The following is a 17,068-nucleotide window of genomic DNA, read 5'->3' as shown; positions in this document are numbered from 1 at the left end:
GCGTACGGCTCAGGACTTCTCGGGGCGGTCCGGCTCCTCGTCGTACGCCGACGTCCCCGCGTCCAGCAGCGGTTCCTGGGTCTTCAGGTGCGCCGGGGCGAAGGCGCGCAGCACGTGGTAGCCGGTGATCACGACGAGGGTGCCGAGCGCGATACCGCCCAGCTCGAAGTTGTCGGTGATCTTCAGGGTGACGCCGCCCACGCCGATGATGATGCCCGCGGCGGCCGGGACGAGGTTGAGCGGATTGCGCAGGTCCACCCGGCCGTTGAGCCAGATCTGCGCACCGAGCAGGCCGATCATCCCGTACAGGATCACCGTGATCCCGCCGAGCACCCCGCCCGGGATCGCCGCGACGACCGCGCCGAACTTGGGGCAGAGGCCGAAGAGCAGCGCGAAGCAGGCCGCCGCCCAGTAGGCGGCCGTGGAGTAGACGCGGGTCGCGGCCATCACGCCGATGTTCTCGGAGTACGTGGTGTTCGGCGGGCCGCCCACGGCGGTGGAGAGCATCGACGCCGCGCCGTCCGCCGCGATGGCGGTGCCGAGCTTGTCGTCCAGCGAGTCGCCGGTCATCTCGCCCACGGCCTTCACATGGCCCGCGTTCTCCGCGACCAGTGCGATGACGACGGGCAGGGCGACCAGGATCGCGGACCACTCGAAGGCCGGGGCGTGGAAGGAGGGCAGGCCGATCCAGTCCGCCGCGCCCACGCCCGAGAGGTCCAGGCGCCAGTGGTCCACGGCCTCCGCGCCGCCCGCCGGCGAGTGGATCTTGCCGAACACCAGGTCCAGCACCCAGGAGAGCACATAGCCGAAGACCAGCCCGAGGAAGATCGCGATCCGGGAGAGGAAGCCGCGCAGGCAGACCACGGCCAGGCCGGTGAAGAGCATCACCAGCAGCGCGGTCCACTGGTCCTGCGGCCAGTACGTGGACGCGGTCACCGGCGCCAGGTTGAAGCCGATCAGCATCACCACCGCGCCGGTCACCACCGGCGGCATCGCCGCGTGGATGATCCGCGCGCCGAACCGCTGCACCGCGAGGCCCACCAGGAACAGGACGGCGGCGACCACCAGCACCGCACCCGTGATGGTCGCCCTGTCACCACCGCTCGCCCGGATGGTGGCCGCGACGCCGACGAAGGAGAGCGAGCAGCCGAGGTAGCTCGGCACCCGGCCCTTCGTCGCCAGCAGGAAGATCGCGGTCGCGACACCGGACATCATGATCGCGAGGTTCGGGTCGAGACCCATCAGCACCGGCGCGACGAACGACGCCCCGAACATCGCCACCACGTGCTGGGCGCCGAGTCCGAACGTACGGGGCCAGGAGAGCCGCTCGTCGGGGCGGACCACCGCCCCGGGCGCGGGGGTCTTCCCGTCGCCGTGCAAGGTCCAGCGCACGCCGAAGCTCATGGTTGCTCCCTGAAGGTCTGCTCGGTGTGCCGGCCGGTCTGCGATCCGGTATTCGGTGTTCACCTGCGGAAAAGATCAGCGCCATGGTAGTGGTGCGGTGGTTGGCGGCCGCATCGAGGTCGGCCGCCCTGCCGCCACGTCGGAGGCTCAGCTTCCGGACGGGCTCTTCGTCGCCGCACCGCCCACCGCCGAGCCGGAGCCGGAGCCCGTACCGGAGCCGATGACCTTCCGGTCGCCCGCCCGCAGCACCCCGGCCCCCAGCACCAGGCCGAACGCCAGCAAGGTCACCACGCCGAAGGAGACCACCAGCGAGGTCGCCTCCGCCAGCGAGCCGATCGCGGAGGGGGCGATCAGCCCCGAGGTGTACGTGATGGTGGCGACGCCCGCGATGGCCTGGCTCGGGTTCGGCCCGCTGCGCCCGGCCGCCGCGAAGGCCAGCGGCACCACGACCGCCACGCCGAGCCCCAGCAGCCCGAAGCCGCCCATCGCCGCCGCGGGGGAGGGCGAGAACACCACGAGCAGCCCGCCCACGGTGGCCAGCGCCCCGCCCGTCCGTACGGTCCGCACCGCGCCGAACCGGTCCACGATCCGGTCCCCGGCGAGCCGCGCCACCGCCATCGTCAGGGCGAACGCCGTGGTGGAGGCGGCCGCGACCCCGTCCGAGCTGCCCAGGATGTCCCGCAGGTAGACCGCCGACCAGTCCAGGCTGGCGCCCTCGGCGAACACCGCGCAGAACCCGACGGCCCCGATGATCAGCGCCGACCTCGGCGGCAGGGTGAAGCGCGGCGGCGGCTCCTCGTCCGGCTCGCTGCGCAGGTCCAGCACGCCCTGGCAGGCGGCCAGACCCAGCGCCGTCAGCACCAGCGCGGCGAGCGTGTGGTGGAGACGGGCGTCGGCGCCGATGTGGGCGGCGACCGTGCCCGCCGCCGAACCGATCAGCGCGCCCACGCTCCACATCCCGTGCAGTCCCGACATGATCGACCTGTCGAGACGGTTCTCCACCTCCACACCCAGGGCGTTCATCGCCACGTCGGACATCCCGGCCGTGGCCCCGTAGACGAAGAGGACGGCGCACAGCGTCAGCAGGTTGGGCGCCAGCGCGGGCAGGGTCAGCGCCAGCGTCCACAGGGCGAGCAGCCCGCGCAGGGCGGTCCGGGCGCCGAAGCGGTGGCTGATCCGGCCCGCGAGCGGCATCGCGATCGAGGCGCCGATCGCCGGGAAGGCCAGGGCGAGGCCGAGCTGACCCGCGCTCACCCCGGCGTGGTCCTGGATCCAGGGCACCCGGGTCGCGAAGCTGCCGGTCACCGCCCCGTGCACCGCGAAGACGGTGGCGACGGCGATCCTGGCCCGCCGCACCTGCTCCGTGCTGTGGACCGCGGCGGCGGTCGGTTCCTTCGTCATGCGGCTGTGCCCTCCCCTGGAAAAGCCGGTCTGCGTCGCGAGGCAGCCGGACTGCGTCGCGTAAACTATCAGGAACCCTGCCTGATAAATAGTTCTTCAGGGTCGCTCCCGTCGCCGACCCGGGAAAGAGGCTCCGCAGTGGTCTGGAAGGATCCCGGTATGCCCGCATCACCGAGCACGGCTCGGGCCATCAACGACCGCCTCGCCCTGCAACTGCTCCAGCAGGACGGCCCGTTGACCGCCACCCAGCTGAAGACCCTGACCGGACTCTCCCGCCCCACCGTCGCCGACCTGGTCGAACGGCTCAGCAGCGCCGGCCTGATCCATGTCGTCGGCGAGTCCGGAGCCGTCCGCCGGGGCCCCAACGCCAAGCTGTACGGGATCGTCGCCGACCGGGCCCACCTCGCCGCCCTCGACGTACGCACCGGCAGCGTCTCCGTGGTCGTCGCCGACCTGCTCGGCACGACGCTCGCGGAGGCCACCCTGCCCATCGCCGACGACACGGGCACCGGGCCCGCCGTCGAACAGGCCGTCGCCCTCCTGGAGCGCACCGCCCGCGAGGCGGGGTCCGTCCCCCTGCACAGCGTCGGCATCGGGGCCCCGGGCCTGATCGACCCGGCCACCGGCGAACTGCGCGACAGCACCGGGCTGCCCGCCTGGCACCGGGGCCTGGTCCGGGTGCTCCAGCAGCGGCTCCCGGCGGCCGTCCTCGTCGAGAACGAGACCAACCTCGCCGCCGTCGCGGAGCACCGGGCCGGGGCCGCCCTCGACCGCGAGACGTTCGTCCTGATCTGGCTGGGCCAGGGCATCGGGGCCGCCGTGATGCTGGACGGCAAGCTGCGGCAGGGCGCGTCCGGCGGTGCGGGGGAGATCGGCTTCCTGCCGGTGCCGGGGGTGGCCGGGCTGCCCTCGGCCGTCGACTGCGAGGGCGGGTTCTACTCCCTGGCCGGTTCGGCGGCCCTCTGCGAACTCGCCGCCCGGCACGGCATCGAGGGGCCGCTGGAAGCGCCGTCGGAGGCCGCCGCCGTGGCCGCCGTACGCACGGCGCTGGCGGCGGGGGAGCGGGGTGAGCCGTTCCTCGACGAACTGGCCGACCGCCTCGCCCTCGGGGCGGCGGCCGTCGTCTCGGTCCTGGACCCCGGCTGCGTACTCCTGGCGGGCGCGGTCGGCGAGGCGGGGGGCGCCCCGCTGGCCGCCCGGGTCGAGGAGCGCCTCGCCCGGATGTCACCGCTGCGCACCGAGGTCCGGGCCGGTTCGCTGGGGGACGGGGCGGTGCTGCGCGGGGCACTGATCGCCGCCCGGGACGCGGCGCAGGACGCGCTGTTCACGCCGGGCGGGTGACCGGTCCGACGGACGGCGGCGCGGTGCTTGGCCCGAACGGCGGCGCGGGCCCGGGCGGCTGAGGAACCGTACGACTGAGGCTGCTCAGCCTGTACGGCGGTGCCTAGCCGGTACGCCGGGCTCAGCCCGTACGTCGGCGGCGCTCATCCCGTACGGTGGTCGCCCAGCCGGTACGGCGGTGCTCAGCCCGTACGGCCGGGCTCATCCCGAACGGCGGCGCTCAGCCCGTACAGCGGTCGCTCAGCCGGTACAGCCGTGCCCACCCCGCACGGTCATGCCCAGCCCGCGCGCCTGGGGAGCCGTACAACTCCGGTCGCTCAGCCCGCCCGCCGATGCCGCCGCGCCAGGAACTCCTCGAACGTCACCGCCCCCACCGCATGCTCCGGGCTCAGATGTCCGCCGCTCCGGTACCCCGCGTACGTCTTCCCCGCCAGCCGCACCGGCACCACCCGCCGCCTGCGCCCCGTCGTACGGAGATAGACCCCGGCCAGGTCGCTCAGCTCCCGGACCTCGGGGCCGCCCAGGTCCGGCACCCGGCCCGCCGGAGTGCCGAGCGCCAGGGCGGCCAGCCGGTCGGCGACCTCGCCGCTGTCGACGGGCTGGACCGATACCCCGGCGGGCACCGGCAGTACGGGGAGCTTCGCCGCACCGGAGACGATGGACAGGACCAGGTCGTGGAATTGCGTGGCCCGCTGGATGGTCGCGCCGATCCCGGAGTCCTCGATCATCCTCTCGACCCGGCGCTTGACCGTGTAGTAGCCGAGCGGCACCCGGTCCACGCCCACGATCGAGATGTAGACCAGATGGGGGACCCCGGCCCGCTTCGCCGCATCGATGAGGTAGCCCGCCGCCCGGTCGTCACCGCCGCGCGGAGAGGTGGCGCAGTGCACGATCGCGTCGACCCCGTCGACCGCAGCGTCCAGCCCTCTGCCGTCGCGCAGATCGACGGCGTACGAGGGGGAGCGGCGGCTGAGAGCGCGGACGTCGGCTCCCTCGGTGCGCAGCCGGTCGGCGACCTGGCGGCCGAGCGTTCCGGTGGCGCCGGTGACCAGAATCGTCGTCATGGGGTCAGCCTGCCAGAGGCCGGTTCCGATCGCGGCGGGAGCGCGGGAGCGCGGGAGCGAGGGAAGCCCCGGCGGTGGACGCCGGGGCTTCCTGGGGGGTGGCCGGCGGCGAGCGGGGGGTGGTCCGCTCACCGCCGTACGGCCGCTGGTGCTAGCAGGCGCCCTGGTCCTTCCAGACGCCCCACTCGCCGGTGGTGCCGGGCTTCTCGCCCTTCGTCCACCACGAGGCCTTCCACTGGCGGCCGTCCTGGCTGACGGTGGAGCCGCCGCCGTACTCGGTGGCCGCGTTCCACGCCGGGGCCGTGCAGGTGCCGCCCGGCTGCGTCGGGGTCGGCGTGGGCGTCGGCGTGGGACCGGTCGGGTCCGGGGTCGGGGTCGGGGTCGGCGTCGGGTTGGTGCCGGTGCCGGGCTCCACCACGGTCGTACCGCGGGCCAGGTCACCGGCGAGGGAGTAGGACTTCCCGCCGAAGGTCACGGTCCAGTTGGACGGCGTGGAGGTCGGCAGGTAGTAGACGAAGTCCAGCTCCACCGAGGCGCCGGGGGCCAGGGTCTGCCAGGCCGGGAGCTTCAGGGAGACCCGGTTGTAGGGGCCCTTGAGCCCGCCGATGTTGTTGGCGGCCGTGTGGTCGCTGCGGATGATCGACGTACCGAAGCCGGACTGGTCCTTGGCGTTGGCCGGGGCGGAGGTGGAGTAGTCGAACTGGAACTCCGTACCGCCGGGCAGCGTGGCCTGGGTCCGGTTGGTGATCTTCAGCTTGGGGCTGATCGGGTAGTTGGAGTCACCGAGGGCGAACTGGCCGAAGGAGACATCGATGTTGAGGGCCTCGGTGGGCAGGGTGACCGTGGAGCGCTTCGCGCCGTAGGGGGCCGCCGACTTGAAGGCGTCGTACATCGCGGTGGTCAGCGTGTTGCCGGTCTCGTACTGGCCCTTGGCGGCGTTCCACTTGTAGTCGCCCGCCAGCTCCCAGATCATCGTGCCGCCGATGCCCTTGTCGACCACGTACTGGGCCTTGCGCTGCACCGACTGCTCGTCCTCGGTGGAGAGGAAGACCTTCTTCTGGGCGTTCCACAACCACGGGGCGACCAGCGTGGAGTCGTACTTGCGGACGTAGGTGCCGGTCAGCTGGGTGTTCGCGGGGAAGCCGTAGCTGGTGAGGTAGTCGCCGACGATGCCCTTCTCCAGGTTCTTGGCGTGCCACATCGGGTTGGAACCGGCCGGCGACTCCTGGCCGTTGTCGTCCTTGTCGTGCCACAGGTTGTCGATGCCGACCGCGCCGTCACCGCACTTGGTCAGCCCCGCGCCCGCCGGGCAGTTGGTCGTGGCGGCCTTGCCCCAGAGGCCGTCGGTGCCGCCCTGGACGTTCTTGAAGCCGCGGGTGTAGTACGGCAGGCCGATGTTGATGCGGCCGGCCGGCATGGAGCCGCGGAAGTAGTGGTAGGCCCAGTCGGTGTTGAGGTAGCCGACCCCGCCGTACTGCGAGGTGCTGTAGACACCGGCCTGTGCCAGCTCGTTGTCCTTGCCGTCGTCGAACAGCTGGGCGTTCGGGCCGACGTACTCGTTCCAGGCGCCGTGCAGGTCGTAGGACATGATGTTGACGTAGTCCAGGTACTTCTGCATCTGGTACGTCTCCATGCCCCGCAGCAGGTAGCCGGAGGAGGGGGCGGCGACGGTCAGCAGGTAGTGCTTGCCGTCGGCGGCGCCCGCGCGGTCCAGCTTCTCGCGGAGGGTCTTCATCAGGGCGTCGTAGCCCTTCACCAGGCCCGCGCGGCGGCCGTTGGCCAGCGCGTGGTCCATGGGGTTGCCCGCGTCCTTCATGGACGTCGCGTACTCGTAGTCGATGTCGACGCCGTTGAAGCCGTACTTCTTGATGAAGGTGACGGCCGAGTCGGCGAAGGTGTTGATGCCGGTCTGGTTGACCGAGCCGTCGGCGTTGGTCGCCATCGAGTAGAAGCCGCCGGAGTTGACGCGCTTGCCGTCCGGGCCGAAGTAGCCGCCGGTCTCGGCCCAGCCGCCCACGGAGACCAGGGTCTTCACGTCCGGGTGCTGCTTCTTGTACTTGGTCAGCAGGTTGAAGTGCCCCTTGTAGGGGAGCGTCGGGTCCATCTCGGCGCCCGCGACACCGGGCCAGGTCATCCCGGTGGAGGCGTTGTCGGCGCCGTCGGGGCCGACCGAGAGCTTGTTGGAGCTGTCGACGTGCGCGAAGGCGTAGTTGAGGTGCGTGACCTTGTCCCAGGGGATGTCGGGGACCAGGTAGGCGTCCTTGCCGTCCTTGCCGGTACGCCAGTTGGTGAAGTAGCCGATGACGCGGCGCTTGTGGTCGGCGCCCATCTTCTCGCGGCCCTCACCGTCGTAGACGGTGCAGTAGGGGACGTCGACACCGGGGGTCTTGTAGAGCCCGTCGGGGCGACAGGACTCGTGGTCGGTGGCGGCGGCCGACGGGGTGGCGGCGAGGGAGGTCATCAGGAGGCCGGCGACAGCGGCGCCGGCGGCGAGCAGCGTGGCTCTCGCTCTGGTGGGGGACAGCATGTGGACGTTCCTCCTGGGGAGGTCGGCAGAACACAACTGGCAAAGGGGGTGGGTCGTGTCGGGGTCCCGGTGTGCGCACACCGTGGGACCGAACCTCGGAGGTGACGCAGAGATTAAGAGGACTAGACCAGTGCGTCAATAGGTCTGGACCTTTACCGCTCAACTTTCTGAATGACTACGTTGTCACCGACATGTCGGATTTCCTCTGGGCGGGTTTGCGCCAGGTGTCCTGTGACCCAGCCCACATCGCTCACCCGCATGGCCGAGGAGCGTCCGTGGCAGACTGGTTCCGTACCAGTAGCAGCGCACTCCGGGGTCGGTGCAATTCCGAACCGGCGGTTATAGTCCGCGACCCGTCCGCAGCCAGCGGCCGGTTGACCAGGTGGGATTCCTGGACCGACGGTTAAAGTCCGGATGGGAGGCAGTGCGCGGCGGTTCTTCATCGGTACGCCGCCGTAGGCGGACGCATGGCCGGGATTCTCCGGACCCCTGCGTCCCTTCTTCGGTTTTCGGCGTTTCCCCTGGTGAGCCGCTTCATCTGTCGTCATCGACAGGCCCCGGAGTCCGTGCCCGAAGAGGCAGGAGGACCCGGTGGCCACCGCAGCCGACATCACCGCCATGGGCCGAGCCGTCACGCTCGCCGCCCGCGGTCTCGGCTCCACCAGCCCCAATCCGGTCGTCGGATGTGTCATCACCGACGCCTCCGGAGCCCTGGCCGGTGAAGGCTTCCACCAGCGCGCAGGAGGGCCCCACGCCGAGGTCCACGCCCTGCGCGCGGCCGGCGAGCGGGCCCGGGGCGGCACCGCCTACGTCACCCTCGAACCCTGTAACCACACCGGCCGCACCGGCCCCTGCGCCCAGGCCCTCCTGGAGGCCGGGATCAGCCGGGTCGTGTACGCGGTCGGGGACCCGAACCCGCAGGCCACCGGCGGTGCCGACACCCTGCGCGCGGCCGGGGTCCAGGTCGAACAGGGCCTCCTCGCCGAGCAGGCCGAGGCGGGCAACGCCGCCTGGCTGACCTCGGTGCGCCTGGGCCGCCCGTACGTCCTGTGGAAGTACGCCGCCACCCTCGACGGCCGTATCGCCGCCGCCGACACCACCAGCCGCTGGATCACCTCGCCCGAGGCCCGCGCCGACGTCCACCGGCTCCGCGCCGAGGCCGACGCGGTGATCGTGGGCTCGGGCACCGCCCGCGCCGACGACCCCCAGCTGGGCGTACGCGGCATCGACGGCGCCACCCAGCCCCTGCGGGTCGTCGTCGACACGAACGCCACGGCCGTCAAGCCCGGCGCCCGGGTCCTCGACGACACCGCGCCCACCCTGGTCGCGGTCGCCGAGGACGCCCCGGCCGGCCACCTCCCCGAGGACACCGTCCTGCGGCTGCCCCGCGCCGCCACCGGCCCCGGCCTGGACCTCGACGCCCTCCTCGCCGCCCTGCACGGGCGCGGCGTCCTCTCCGTACTCCTCGAAGGCGGCCCCACCCTCGCCGGAGCCTTCGTCGCCGCGGGAAAGGTCGACAAGGTCGTCGGCTATCTCGCCCCGGTTCTGCTCGGCGCGGGCCCCGCGGCCCTCGGCGACGCCGGAATCACCACCATCTCCGGGGCGTTGCGCCTCGATGTGATCGAGACGGTCCGCATCGGCCCCGATCTGCGCATCACCGCCGCCCCCGCCCCTGCTCGGAAGGGAAACTGAGTGTTCACCGGAATTGTCGAAGAACTGGGTGAGGTCACCGCCGTCGAGGAGCTCGCCGACGCCTCCCGCTTCCGGCTGCGCGGCCCCGTCGTCACCGACGGCGCCAAGCACGGCGACTCCATCGCGGTGAACGGCGTCTGCCTCACCGTCGTCGAGACCGGCGAGGGCGAGTTCACCGCCGATGTGATGGCCGAGACCCTCAAGCGCTCCAGCCTCGGTGCCCTCACCACCGGCTCCCGCGTCAACCTGGAGCGCCCGATGGCGCTCGGCGGCCGGCTCGGCGGACACATCGTCCAGGGGCACGTGGACGGCACCGGCACCATCGTGGAGCGCGCCCCTTCCGAGCACTGGGAGATCGTGAAGGTCTCCCTGCCGCCCGAGCTGACCCGGTACGTCGTCGAGAAGGGCTCCATCACCGTCGACGGCGTCAGCCTCACCGTCGTCGAGGCGGCGGCCGACTACTTCACCATCAGCCTCATCCCCACCACCCTCGCCCTGACCACGCTCGGCCACAAGCGGCCCGGCGACCCGGTCAACCTGGAGGTGGACGTCATCGCCAAGTACGTGGAGCGGCTGCTCGGCGACCGGTCCGGTTCCGTACAGGGCCTGCTGCCGAGCGACCGGGCCGCCGGGCAGGACCCGCTGCCGGGAAGCGACCGGGCCGGGCAGGACCCGCGATGAACGCCGTCTCCTGGCTCAACTCCGAGGCCTTCACCGTGTTCGGCCAGCACATCAAGTGGGCCGACATGATCGGCAACCTGATCGGCCTGGCCGCCCTGGCCCTCGGCTGGCGGCGCTCCATCTGGACCTGGCCCGCCCAGCTCCTCGCCGGCGCCATCCTCTTCACCGCCTTCGCCTCCGCCCACCTCTCCGGCAGCGCGGGCAAGCAGCTGGTCGTCATCGTCGTCGCCCTGTGGGGCTGGCAGGCCTGGAAGCGGGGCAAGCAGCAGGCCCAGGACGGGTCCCTCGCCGTCCGCTTCGCCACCTGGCGCGAGCGCGGTGTGCTGATCGGCGCCGCCGCCCTCGGCACCCTCGCCGTCGGCGGCCTGTTCACCCTGTTCCCGTCGCTCTCCTGGGACCCGTGGCCGGACGCGTACATCTTCGTCGGCACGGTCGTCGCGATGTACGCCCAGGCCAAGGGCATGGTCGAGTTCTGGTTCGCCTGGCTCCTGGTCGACCTCGTCGGCGTCCCCCTGAACTTCGCCAACGGCTTCGCCTTCTCCGGCTTCGTCTACATCATCTACGGCGCCCTCGTCCTGTGGGGCATGCGCGACTGGTGGCTGCGTACGCGGACACCCGCTCTGGAAGGAGCCACGGCATGACTGCTCAGCCCACCTGGCTGCACCCCGGCCACGACCCGCTCGCCGAAGACCTCTCCCTGGACCCGGTGGAGCAGGCCATCCGTGACATCGCCGCCGGCCGGCCCGTCGTCGTCGTGGACGACGAGGACCGCGAGAACGAGGGCGACCTCGTCATCGCCGCCGAGATGGCGACCCCGGAGATCGTCGCCTTCATGATGAGCGAGTGCCGCGGACTGATCTGCGCACCCATGGAGAGCGACGAGCTGGAGCGGCTCGAACTCCCGCAGATGGTCGCCGACAACACCGAGTCGATGCAGACCGCCTTCACCGTCTCCGTCGACGCCTCCGCCGCCCACGGCGTCACCACCGGCATCTCCGCCGCCGACCGCGCCACCACCCTGCGGATGCTCGCGGGCGGCACCGCCGGACCCGGCGACTTCGTCCGCCCCGGCCACATCTTCCCGCTGCGCGCCCGCTCCGGCGGCGTCCTCGTCCGCAACGGCCACACCGAGGCCGCCGTCGACCTCGCCAAGCTCGCCGGACTGCGCCCGGCCGGAGCGATCGTGGAGATCGCGGGGGAGGACGGCACCATGCTGCGCCTGCCCGAGCTGATCCCCTTCGCCCGCAAGCACGGCCTGACGATCATCTCCATCGAGGACCTGATCGCCTACCGCCGCAGCGCCGAGCCCACCGTCCGCCGCGAGGCCGCCACCCGCCTGCCCACCGCGTTCGGCGACTTCACCGCGTACGGCTACCGCTCCACCGTCGACGGCGTGGAACATGTCGCCCTCGTCCACGGCGACGTCACGGAGAACGGCGGCGAGGACATCCTCGTCCGCATCCACTCCGAGTGCCTGACCGGCGACATCTTCCAGTCCGCCCGCTGCGACTGCGGCCCCCAGCTGCACGCCTCCATGCAGCGCATCACCGAGGAGGGCCGGGGCGTCGTCGTCTACCTCCGCGGCCACGAGGGGCGCGGCATCGGCCTGCTCTCCAAGCTCCGCGCGTACGAACTCCAGGAGCGCGGCGTGGACACCCTCGACGCCAACCTGGAGCTCGGCCTGCCCGCCGACGCCCGCGACTACGCGGCCGGCGCCCAGATCCTCAAGGACCTCGGCGTACGCAGCCTGCGGCTGATGACCAACAACCCCGACAAGACCGCGGCGGTCCTGCACCACGGGCTCGCCGTCACCGGCCGGGAACCCATGCCCGTGCAGGCCGGCGAGCACAATCTGCGGTACCTGCGCACCAAGCGCGACCGCATGGGCCACGACCTGCCCTGGCTGGACGGCGCCCCCGCGTCGCCCTGCGCCAACCAGTAACCACCGAACCCCGTAACGAGTATCAGGAGAACCATGAGCGGCAAGGGTGCACCCGAACTGTCCGTACGCAACTGCGCCGACCTCCGGGTGGCCGTCATCGCGGCCCAGTGGCACGAGAAGGTCATGGACGGTCTCGTCGACGGCGCCCTGCGTGCCCTGCACGAGCTGGGCATCGACGAGCCGACGCTGCTCCGCGTCCCCGGCTCCTTCGAGCTGCCCGTCGTCGCCAAGGTGCTCGCCGGCCGCGGCTACGACGCGATCGTCGCCCTCGGCGTGATCATCCGGGGCGGCACCCCCCACTTCGAGTACGTGTCCCAGGGCGTCACCATGGGCCTCACCCAGGTCACCGTCGACACCGGCGTCCCCGTCGGCTTCGGCGTACTGACCTGTGACACCGAGGAGCAGGCCCTCGACCGGGCGGGCATCGAGGGGTCCAACGAGGACAAGGGGCACGAAGCGGTCACGGCCGCCGTCGCCACCGCGGCCACGCTGCGGACCGTCAGCGAACCCTGGCGCTGAGTGGGCCCCGGCGACCCCGTATTCTGAGGACCATCATGGCGAACAAAACCTTCGAAGAGCTCTTCGCCGAGCTCCAGCTCAAGGCCGCCGAAGGCGACCCCTCCACCTCGCGCACCGCCGAACTGGTGGACAAGGGCGTGCATGCCATCGGCAAGAAGGTCGTCGAGGAGGCCGCCGAGGTCTGGATGGCCGCCGAGTACGAGGGCAAGGAGGCCGCTGCCGAGGAGATCTCGCAGCTGCTCTACCACGTCCAGGTGATGATGGTCGCCCGCGGGATCTCCCTCGACGACGTCTACGCCCATCTCTGAGCCCGCCCCGAGCACCGCACGTCACAGCCCTTTCTCCCTCCCTCCGCACAAAGGAACCTGACCTCATGCTGCGCATCGCCGTCCCCAACAAGGGTGCACTCTCCGGCTCTGCGATGGCCATGCTCCATGAGGCCGGCTACCAGCAGCGCAAGGAGTCCAAGGAACTGGTCCTGGTCGACCCGGAGAACGAGGTCGAGTTCTTCTACCTCCGCCCCCGGGACATCGCGATCTACGTCAGCTCCGGCAAGCTGGACATCGGGATCACCGGCCGGGACCTGCTCCTGGACTCGGGCGCGGACGCCGAGGAGATCCTCCAGCTCGGCTTCGCCCGCTCCACCTTCCGTTACGCCACCAAGCCCGGCACCGCCGCGGGCCCGCAGGACTTCGACGGCATGACGATCGCCACCTCCTACGAGGGCATCGTCGACGCGCACCTCAAGGAGGCCGGGGTCAAGGCGTCGATCGTCCACCTCGACGGCGCGGTCGAGACCGCCATCGAGCTGGGCGTCGCCCAGATCATCGCCGACGTCGTCGAGACCGGCACCAGCATGCGCAACGCCGGACTCGAAGTGATCGGCGACCCGATCATGACCTCCGAGGCCGTCGTCATCCGCCGCAACGGCGCCCCGACCGACGACCCCAAGGTCCAGCAGTTCCTCCGCCGCCTCCAGGGCGTCCTGGTCGCCCGGTCCTACGTGATGATGGACTACGACTGCCGCGTGGAGCACCTGGAGCGCGCCGTCGCCCTCACCCCGGGCCTGGAGTCGCCGACCATCTCCCCGCTGCACCACGAGGGCTGGGTCGCCGTCCGCTCCATGGTCGCCGCCAAGGAAGCCCAGCGGATCATGGACGACCTGTACGAGCTCGGCGCCCGCGCCATCCTCACCACGGCCATCCACGCCTGCCGCCTCTGACGGCCCCGGGCGCCCCGCCCGGGGCGCCCTCCGGCCACCGCACACCCTCGCGAGAGAAGACCCGATGTCCGCGCCCCGGCCCGAGCTCCCCACCCTCCCGGTCACCTTCCGGCCCACCCTCACCCGGGTGGTCCTGCTGAGCGTGGGCCTGGCCATGTTCCTCGTCATCACGGCCATCGCCCTGATGCTGGAGCGGCTCAACCCGGGGGAGCGGATCACCTTCATCTTCGTCGCCGCGCTCTTCCTCGGTGTCCTGGCCCTGCTCAGCAGGCCCAGGGTCACCGCCGACGACACCGGGGTCACCGTCGTCAACATCACCCGGACCCGCAGGCTGGCCTGGGAGGAGATCCTCCGCGTCAACCTGCGCTCCGGCGACCCCTGGGTCTTCCTCGACCTCAGCGACGGCACCAGCATGCCCGCCCTCGGCATCCAGCCCGGCATCGCCAAGGAGCAGGCCATCCGCGACGCCCGCGCCCTGCGCGCCCTCACCGAGTCCCGGTCCACCGCAGGCGACGACACCCCCTGACCGGCGGAGCACCCGCGCCGCGCGGCGCCGGGTTGTCTACTCTGGTGGGCGGCGGCGCCCCGTGCGCCCCGCCCCGCCCGATCCACCGGCCCCCCCCAGCGGGGGCCCGCGGGGCCTTCCTGCGACCCAAGGAGTGACTCCCTCCAGCAATGGACGGATCGTCCGGTAGTACCTGCGCCGCCCCTTCCCCGGAGGCGGCGGCCTCATGACCACCCCTCTGCTGCTCCTCGCGGCGGCCTTCCTCCTCATCCTCGCCAACGGATTCTTCGTGGCAGCCGAATTCGGGCTCGTCACCGTGGACCGGCCCGACGCCGAACGCGCGGCCGCCGAGGGCGACCGACGGGCCCGTACCGTCGTCGACGCCCTGCGCGAACTCTCCTTCCAGCTCTCCGGCACCCAGCTCGGCATCACCATCACCTCGCTGGTCGTCGGCATGCTCGCCGAACCGGCCCTCGCCCAGCTGCTGGCCGGACCCCTCACCGCCACCGGACTGCCCGCGGGCGCCGTCCCCGGCGTCGGTGTCGTCATCGGTATGCTGCTCGCCTCCGCCGTCCAGATGGTCGTCGGCGAACTGGTCCCCAAGAACTGGGCGGTCTCCCGGCCGCTCCAGGTCGCCCGCTTCGTCGCCGGACCGCAGGCCCGCTTCGCCACCCTGCTGCGCCCCGTCATCACCGCGCTGAACACGCTGGCCAACCGGCTGGTGCGGCTCTTCGGCGTGGAGCCCACCGACGAGCTGGCCTCCGCCCGCACCCCGGGCGAACTGGTCTCCCTGGCCCGCCACTCCGCCGAGGCCGGCACCCTGGAACAGGACACCGCCGACCTCTTCGTACGGACCCTCTCGCTGGCCGGGCTCACCGCCCAGCACGTCATGACCCCCCGGGTGAAGGTCAGCGCCCTGCACTCCTCCGCGACCGCCGAGGACGTCCTCAACCTCACCCGCGCCACCGGCCTCTCCCGCTTCCCGGTCTACCTGGACCGCATCGACGAGGTCGTCGGCATGGTCCACCTCAAGGACGCCCTCGCCGTCCCCGCCCACGAGCGGCTGCGCACCCCGGCCGGGCGGATCGCCGTCGCCCCGCTCCTGGTGCCCGGAACCCTGCCGGTGGAGCGGCTGCTGCGGCGGCTGCGCCACGAGCAGCCGATAGCCGTCGTGGTCGACGAGTACGGCGGCACCGCCGGGGTCGTCACCCTGGAGGACATCATCGAGGAGCTGGTCGGCGAGGTCCGCGACGAGCATGACGCGGAGGGGGCGGACCGCCCCGAACTCACCTCCGCCACCGGCGAGGACGGCCGCCCGGTCTGGGACGCCGAGGGCAGCTGCCGGGTCCACACCCTGCGCCGGGCGGGCCTGGAGCTGCCGGAGGGGCCGTACGAGACCGTCGCCGGGCTCGTCGCCGACCTGCTCGGCCGCATCCCCGCCCCCGGCGACCTGGCCGAACTCCCCGGCTGGCGGATCACCGTCCGCCAGGTCGGCCACAACCGCGCGGAGCGGGTCCGCTTCACCCAGGTCCCCGGACCGCAGCCGCAGCGGCCCGCACACGCCCTGCTGGAGGCCGTGCGATGAGCCTGCTCCACCTCCTGTTCGCCGCCCTCCTCGTGCTGGCGAACGGCTTCTTCGTCGGCGCCGAGTTCGCCCTCGTCTCCGTCCGCCGCAGCCAGATCGAACCGCTGGCCGCCCAGGGCTCGGGCCGGGCCCGCACGGTCCTGTACGGGCTGGAGAACCTGCCGCGCATGATGGCCGCCGCCCAGTTCGGCATCACCGTCTGCTCGCTCACCCTCGGAGCCGTCGCCGAGCCGACCGTGGCCCGCCTCCTGGAACCGGTCTTCCACCTGGCCCGCATACCCGAAGGGCTCATCCACCCGCTCGGCTTCGCGCTGGCGCTCGCGCTCGTCGTCGTCCTGCACCTGGTCATCGGCGAGATGGTCCCGAAGAACCTCGCCATGGCCGCCCCCGAGCGCACCGCCCTCTGGCTCAGCCCCGGCCTGGTCGCCTTCGCCCGGCTCTGCCGTCCGGTCACCACCGCGCTGGGCGCCTGCGCCGGTCTGGTGCTGCGGCTCTTCGGCGTCGAACCGAAGGACGAGGTGGAGGCCGTCTTCACCAGCGAGCAGCTCAACCGCCTGGTCGAGGACTCCGGCCAGGCCGGGCTGCTCGGCCCCGAGGCGCAGGAGCGCCTGGAGGACGCCCTGGTCCTGGGCAGCCGGCCGGTCACCGATGTCCTGCTGGAGCGGGGCGGCCTGGTGACCGTGGACCCGTCGGTGACCCCGCGCCGGGTCGAGGAGCTGACGGTACGGACCGGCTTCTCCCGCTTCCCCGTCTGCGCGGAGGGCGGGGGAGGCCCGTTCATGGGCTACCTGCACGTCAAGGACGTCCTGGAGCTGGAGGACGCCGACCGCGCGGTCCCGCAGCAGCTCTGGCGCCCGATGACGACCGTACGGGCCGAACTCCCCCTCGACGACGCCCTGACGGTGATGCGCCGCGCCGCGACCCACCTGGCCCAGGTCGCGGACGGCTCGGGGCGCATCCTCGGCCTGGTGGCGATGGAGGACGTCCTGGAGACGCTGGTGGGCGAGGTCCGCGACCCGGCCCACCGGGTGGTTCCGGTACCCCTGCGCACGGTGGACGCGGCGGGTACGGAGGACCGGGCCCTGGCCTCCTGAGGGGTACGGGGCCGGGCGCGGTGGATCCGAGGGGTACGAGGTCGGGCGAGGCGGAACCGAGGCGTACGGGGTGGGGCGGGCCCGGAATCCT

The 17,068-nt window shown here is 72.1% G+C and carries 15 protein-coding genes and 1 riboswitch; of the genes, 11 read left to right on the top strand and 4 right to left on the bottom strand.

The window, feature by feature from the left end:
• Window positions 1–9: 9 nt before the first annotated feature.
• Complete coding sequence (locus tag GTY67_RS03670; RefSeq protein WP_161277764.1) at window positions 10–1,404, bottom strand: solute carrier family 23 protein; 1,395 nt, start codon at window positions 1,402–1,404, stop codon at window positions 10–12.
• Window positions 1,405–1,551: 147 nt separating this feature from the next.
• The gene (locus tag GTY67_RS03665; protein ID WP_161277763.1) at window positions 1,552–2,805 is read right to left on the bottom strand and encodes an MFS transporter; all 1,254 of its coding nucleotides are present in this window, start codon (window positions 2,803–2,805) and stop codon (window positions 1,552–1,554) included.
• Between the two features lie 159 nt (window positions 2,806–2,964).
• On the opposite strand from GTY67_RS03665, the gene GTY67_RS03660 reads away from it, so the two are divergent.
• Window positions 2,965–4,146 carry an ROK family transcriptional regulator gene (locus GTY67_RS03660; protein ID WP_161277762.1) on the top strand — a complete coding sequence of 394 codons (1,182 nt, stop codon included), beginning with the start codon at window positions 2,965–2,967 and terminating at the stop codon, window positions 4,144–4,146.
• 317 nt (window positions 4,147–4,463) lie between these two features.
• On the opposite strand, the gene GTY67_RS03655 is transcribed toward GTY67_RS03660, so the two are convergent.
• Entirely contained in the window at window positions 4,464–5,210 is a 747-nt protein-coding gene (locus GTY67_RS03655) for an NAD(P)H-binding protein (RefSeq protein ID WP_161277761.1), read from the bottom strand.
• Between the two features lie 151 nt (window positions 5,211–5,361).
• Window positions 5,362–7,737: a chitinase C-terminal domain-containing protein gene (locus tag GTY67_RS03650; protein WP_161277760.1), complete on the bottom strand. Its 2,376-nt coding sequence runs from the start codon at window positions 7,735–7,737 to the stop codon at window positions 5,362–5,364.
• 301 nt (window positions 7,738–8,038) lie between these two features.
• Window positions 8,039–8,169: riboswitch (FMN riboswitch) on the top strand.
• 159 nt (window positions 8,170–8,328) lie between these two features.
• On the opposite strand from GTY67_RS03650, the gene ribD reads away from it, so the two are divergent.
• The 10 genes from ribD (at window position 8,329) to GTY67_RS03600 (ending at window position 16,977) form a co-directional block, all read left to right on the top strand.
• Window positions 8,329–9,429, top strand: a complete 1,101-nt coding sequence (ribD, locus tag GTY67_RS03645; protein ID WP_161277759.1) for a bifunctional diaminohydroxyphosphoribosylaminopyrimidine deaminase/5-amino-6-(5-phosphoribosylamino)uracil reductase RibD — start codon at window positions 8,329–8,331, stop codon at window positions 9,427–9,429.
• Window positions 9,430–10,110: a riboflavin synthase gene (locus GTY67_RS03640; protein ID WP_161277758.1), complete on the top strand. Its 681-nt coding sequence runs from the start codon at window positions 9,430–9,432 to the stop codon at window positions 10,108–10,110.
• Window positions 10,107–10,751, top strand: a complete 645-nt coding sequence (locus GTY67_RS03635) for a nicotinamide mononucleotide transporter family protein (RefSeq protein ID WP_093692793.1) — start codon at window positions 10,107–10,109, stop codon at window positions 10,749–10,751. The genes GTY67_RS03640 and GTY67_RS03635 overlap by 4 nt, the downstream gene beginning before the upstream one ends.
• The gene (locus GTY67_RS03630) at window positions 10,748–12,052 is read left to right on the top strand and encodes a bifunctional 3,4-dihydroxy-2-butanone-4-phosphate synthase/GTP cyclohydrolase II (protein ID WP_093692794.1); all 1,305 of its coding nucleotides are present in this window, start codon (window positions 10,748–10,750) and stop codon (window positions 12,050–12,052) included. Before GTY67_RS03635 ends, GTY67_RS03630 begins: the two co-directional genes overlap by 4 nt.
• Window positions 12,053–12,085: 33 nt before the next feature.
• Window positions 12,086–12,571, top strand: a complete 486-nt coding sequence (gene ribH, locus GTY67_RS03625) for a 6,7-dimethyl-8-ribityllumazine synthase (protein WP_015607322.1) — start codon at window positions 12,086–12,088, stop codon at window positions 12,569–12,571.
• Between the two features lie 35 nt (window positions 12,572–12,606).
• The gene (locus GTY67_RS03620; RefSeq protein ID WP_018490177.1) at window positions 12,607–12,879 is read left to right on the top strand and encodes a phosphoribosyl-ATP diphosphatase; all 273 of its coding nucleotides are present in this window, start codon (window positions 12,607–12,609) and stop codon (window positions 12,877–12,879) included.
• 65 nt (window positions 12,880–12,944) lie between these two features.
• Entirely contained in the window at window positions 12,945–13,793 is an 849-nt protein-coding gene (gene hisG / locus GTY67_RS03615) for an ATP phosphoribosyltransferase (RefSeq protein ID WP_093692795.1), read from the top strand.
• A gap of 64 nt (window positions 13,794–13,857) precedes the next feature.
• Complete coding sequence (locus GTY67_RS03610; protein ID WP_161277757.1) at window positions 13,858–14,319, top strand: PH domain-containing protein; 462 nt, start codon at window positions 13,858–13,860, stop codon at window positions 14,317–14,319.
• A gap of 205 nt (window positions 14,320–14,524) precedes the next feature.
• Window positions 14,525–15,883, top strand: a complete 1,359-nt coding sequence (locus GTY67_RS03605) for a hemolysin family protein (RefSeq protein WP_161277756.1) — start codon at window positions 14,525–14,527, stop codon at window positions 15,881–15,883.
• Window positions 15,880–16,977 (top strand): hemolysin family protein, encoded by a 1,098-nt coding sequence (locus GTY67_RS03600; RefSeq protein ID WP_161277755.1) that lies wholly within the window; start codon window positions 15,880–15,882, stop codon window positions 16,975–16,977. The genes GTY67_RS03605 and GTY67_RS03600 overlap by 4 nt, the downstream gene beginning before the upstream one ends.
• Window positions 16,978–17,068 lie beyond the last annotated feature (91 nt).

Source organism: Streptomyces sp. SID8374 (genome assembly GCF_009865135.1).
Taxonomy (GTDB): Bacteria; Actinomycetota; Actinomycetes; order Streptomycetales; family Streptomycetaceae; genus Streptomyces.
The sequence above is the reverse complement of the archived record's forward strand: the minus strand, read 5'-3'. Positions and strand labels throughout refer to the sequence as shown.

Coding starts and splice junctions, on each gene's coding strand:
- GTY67_RS03630 (WP_093692794.1), top strand. CDS start 10,748: ATGACTGCTCAGCCCACCTGGCTGCACCCCGGCCACGACCCGCTCGCC.
- hisG (WP_093692795.1), top strand. CDS start 12,945: ATGCTGCGCATCGCCGTCCCCAACAAGGGTGCACTCTCCGGCTCTGCG.
- GTY67_RS03600 (WP_161277755.1), top strand. CDS start 15,880: ATGAGCCTGCTCCACCTCCTGTTCGCCGCCCTCCTCGTGCTGGCGAAC.
- ribH (WP_015607322.1), top strand. CDS start 12,086: ATGAGCGGCAAGGGTGCACCCGAACTGTCCGTACGCAACTGCGCCGAC.
- GTY67_RS03635 (WP_093692793.1), top strand. CDS start 10,107: ATGAACGCCGTCTCCTGGCTCAACTCCGAGGCCTTCACCGTGTTCGGC.
- GTY67_RS03650 (WP_161277760.1), bottom strand. CDS start 7,737: ATGCTGTCCCCCACCAGAGCGAGAGCCACGCTGCTCGCCGCCGGCGCC.
- GTY67_RS03620 (WP_018490177.1), top strand. CDS start 12,607: ATGGCGAACAAAACCTTCGAAGAGCTCTTCGCCGAGCTCCAGCTCAAG.
- GTY67_RS03610 (WP_161277757.1), top strand. CDS start 13,858: ATGTCCGCGCCCCGGCCCGAGCTCCCCACCCTCCCGGTCACCTTCCGG.
- GTY67_RS03660 (WP_161277762.1), top strand. CDS start 2,965: ATGCCCGCATCACCGAGCACGGCTCGGGCCATCAACGACCGCCTCGCC.
- GTY67_RS03605 (WP_161277756.1), top strand. CDS start 14,525: ATGACCACCCCTCTGCTGCTCCTCGCGGCGGCCTTCCTCCTCATCCTC.
- GTY67_RS03665 (WP_161277763.1), bottom strand. CDS start 2,805: ATGACGAAGGAACCGACCGCCGCCGCGGTCCACAGCACGGAGCAGGTG.
- GTY67_RS03655 (WP_161277761.1), bottom strand. CDS start 5,210: ATGACGACGATTCTGGTCACCGGCGCCACCGGAACGCTCGGCCGCCAG.
- GTY67_RS03670 (WP_161277764.1), bottom strand. CDS start 1,404: ATGAGCTTCGGCGTGCGCTGGACCTTGCACGGCGACGGGAAGACCCCC.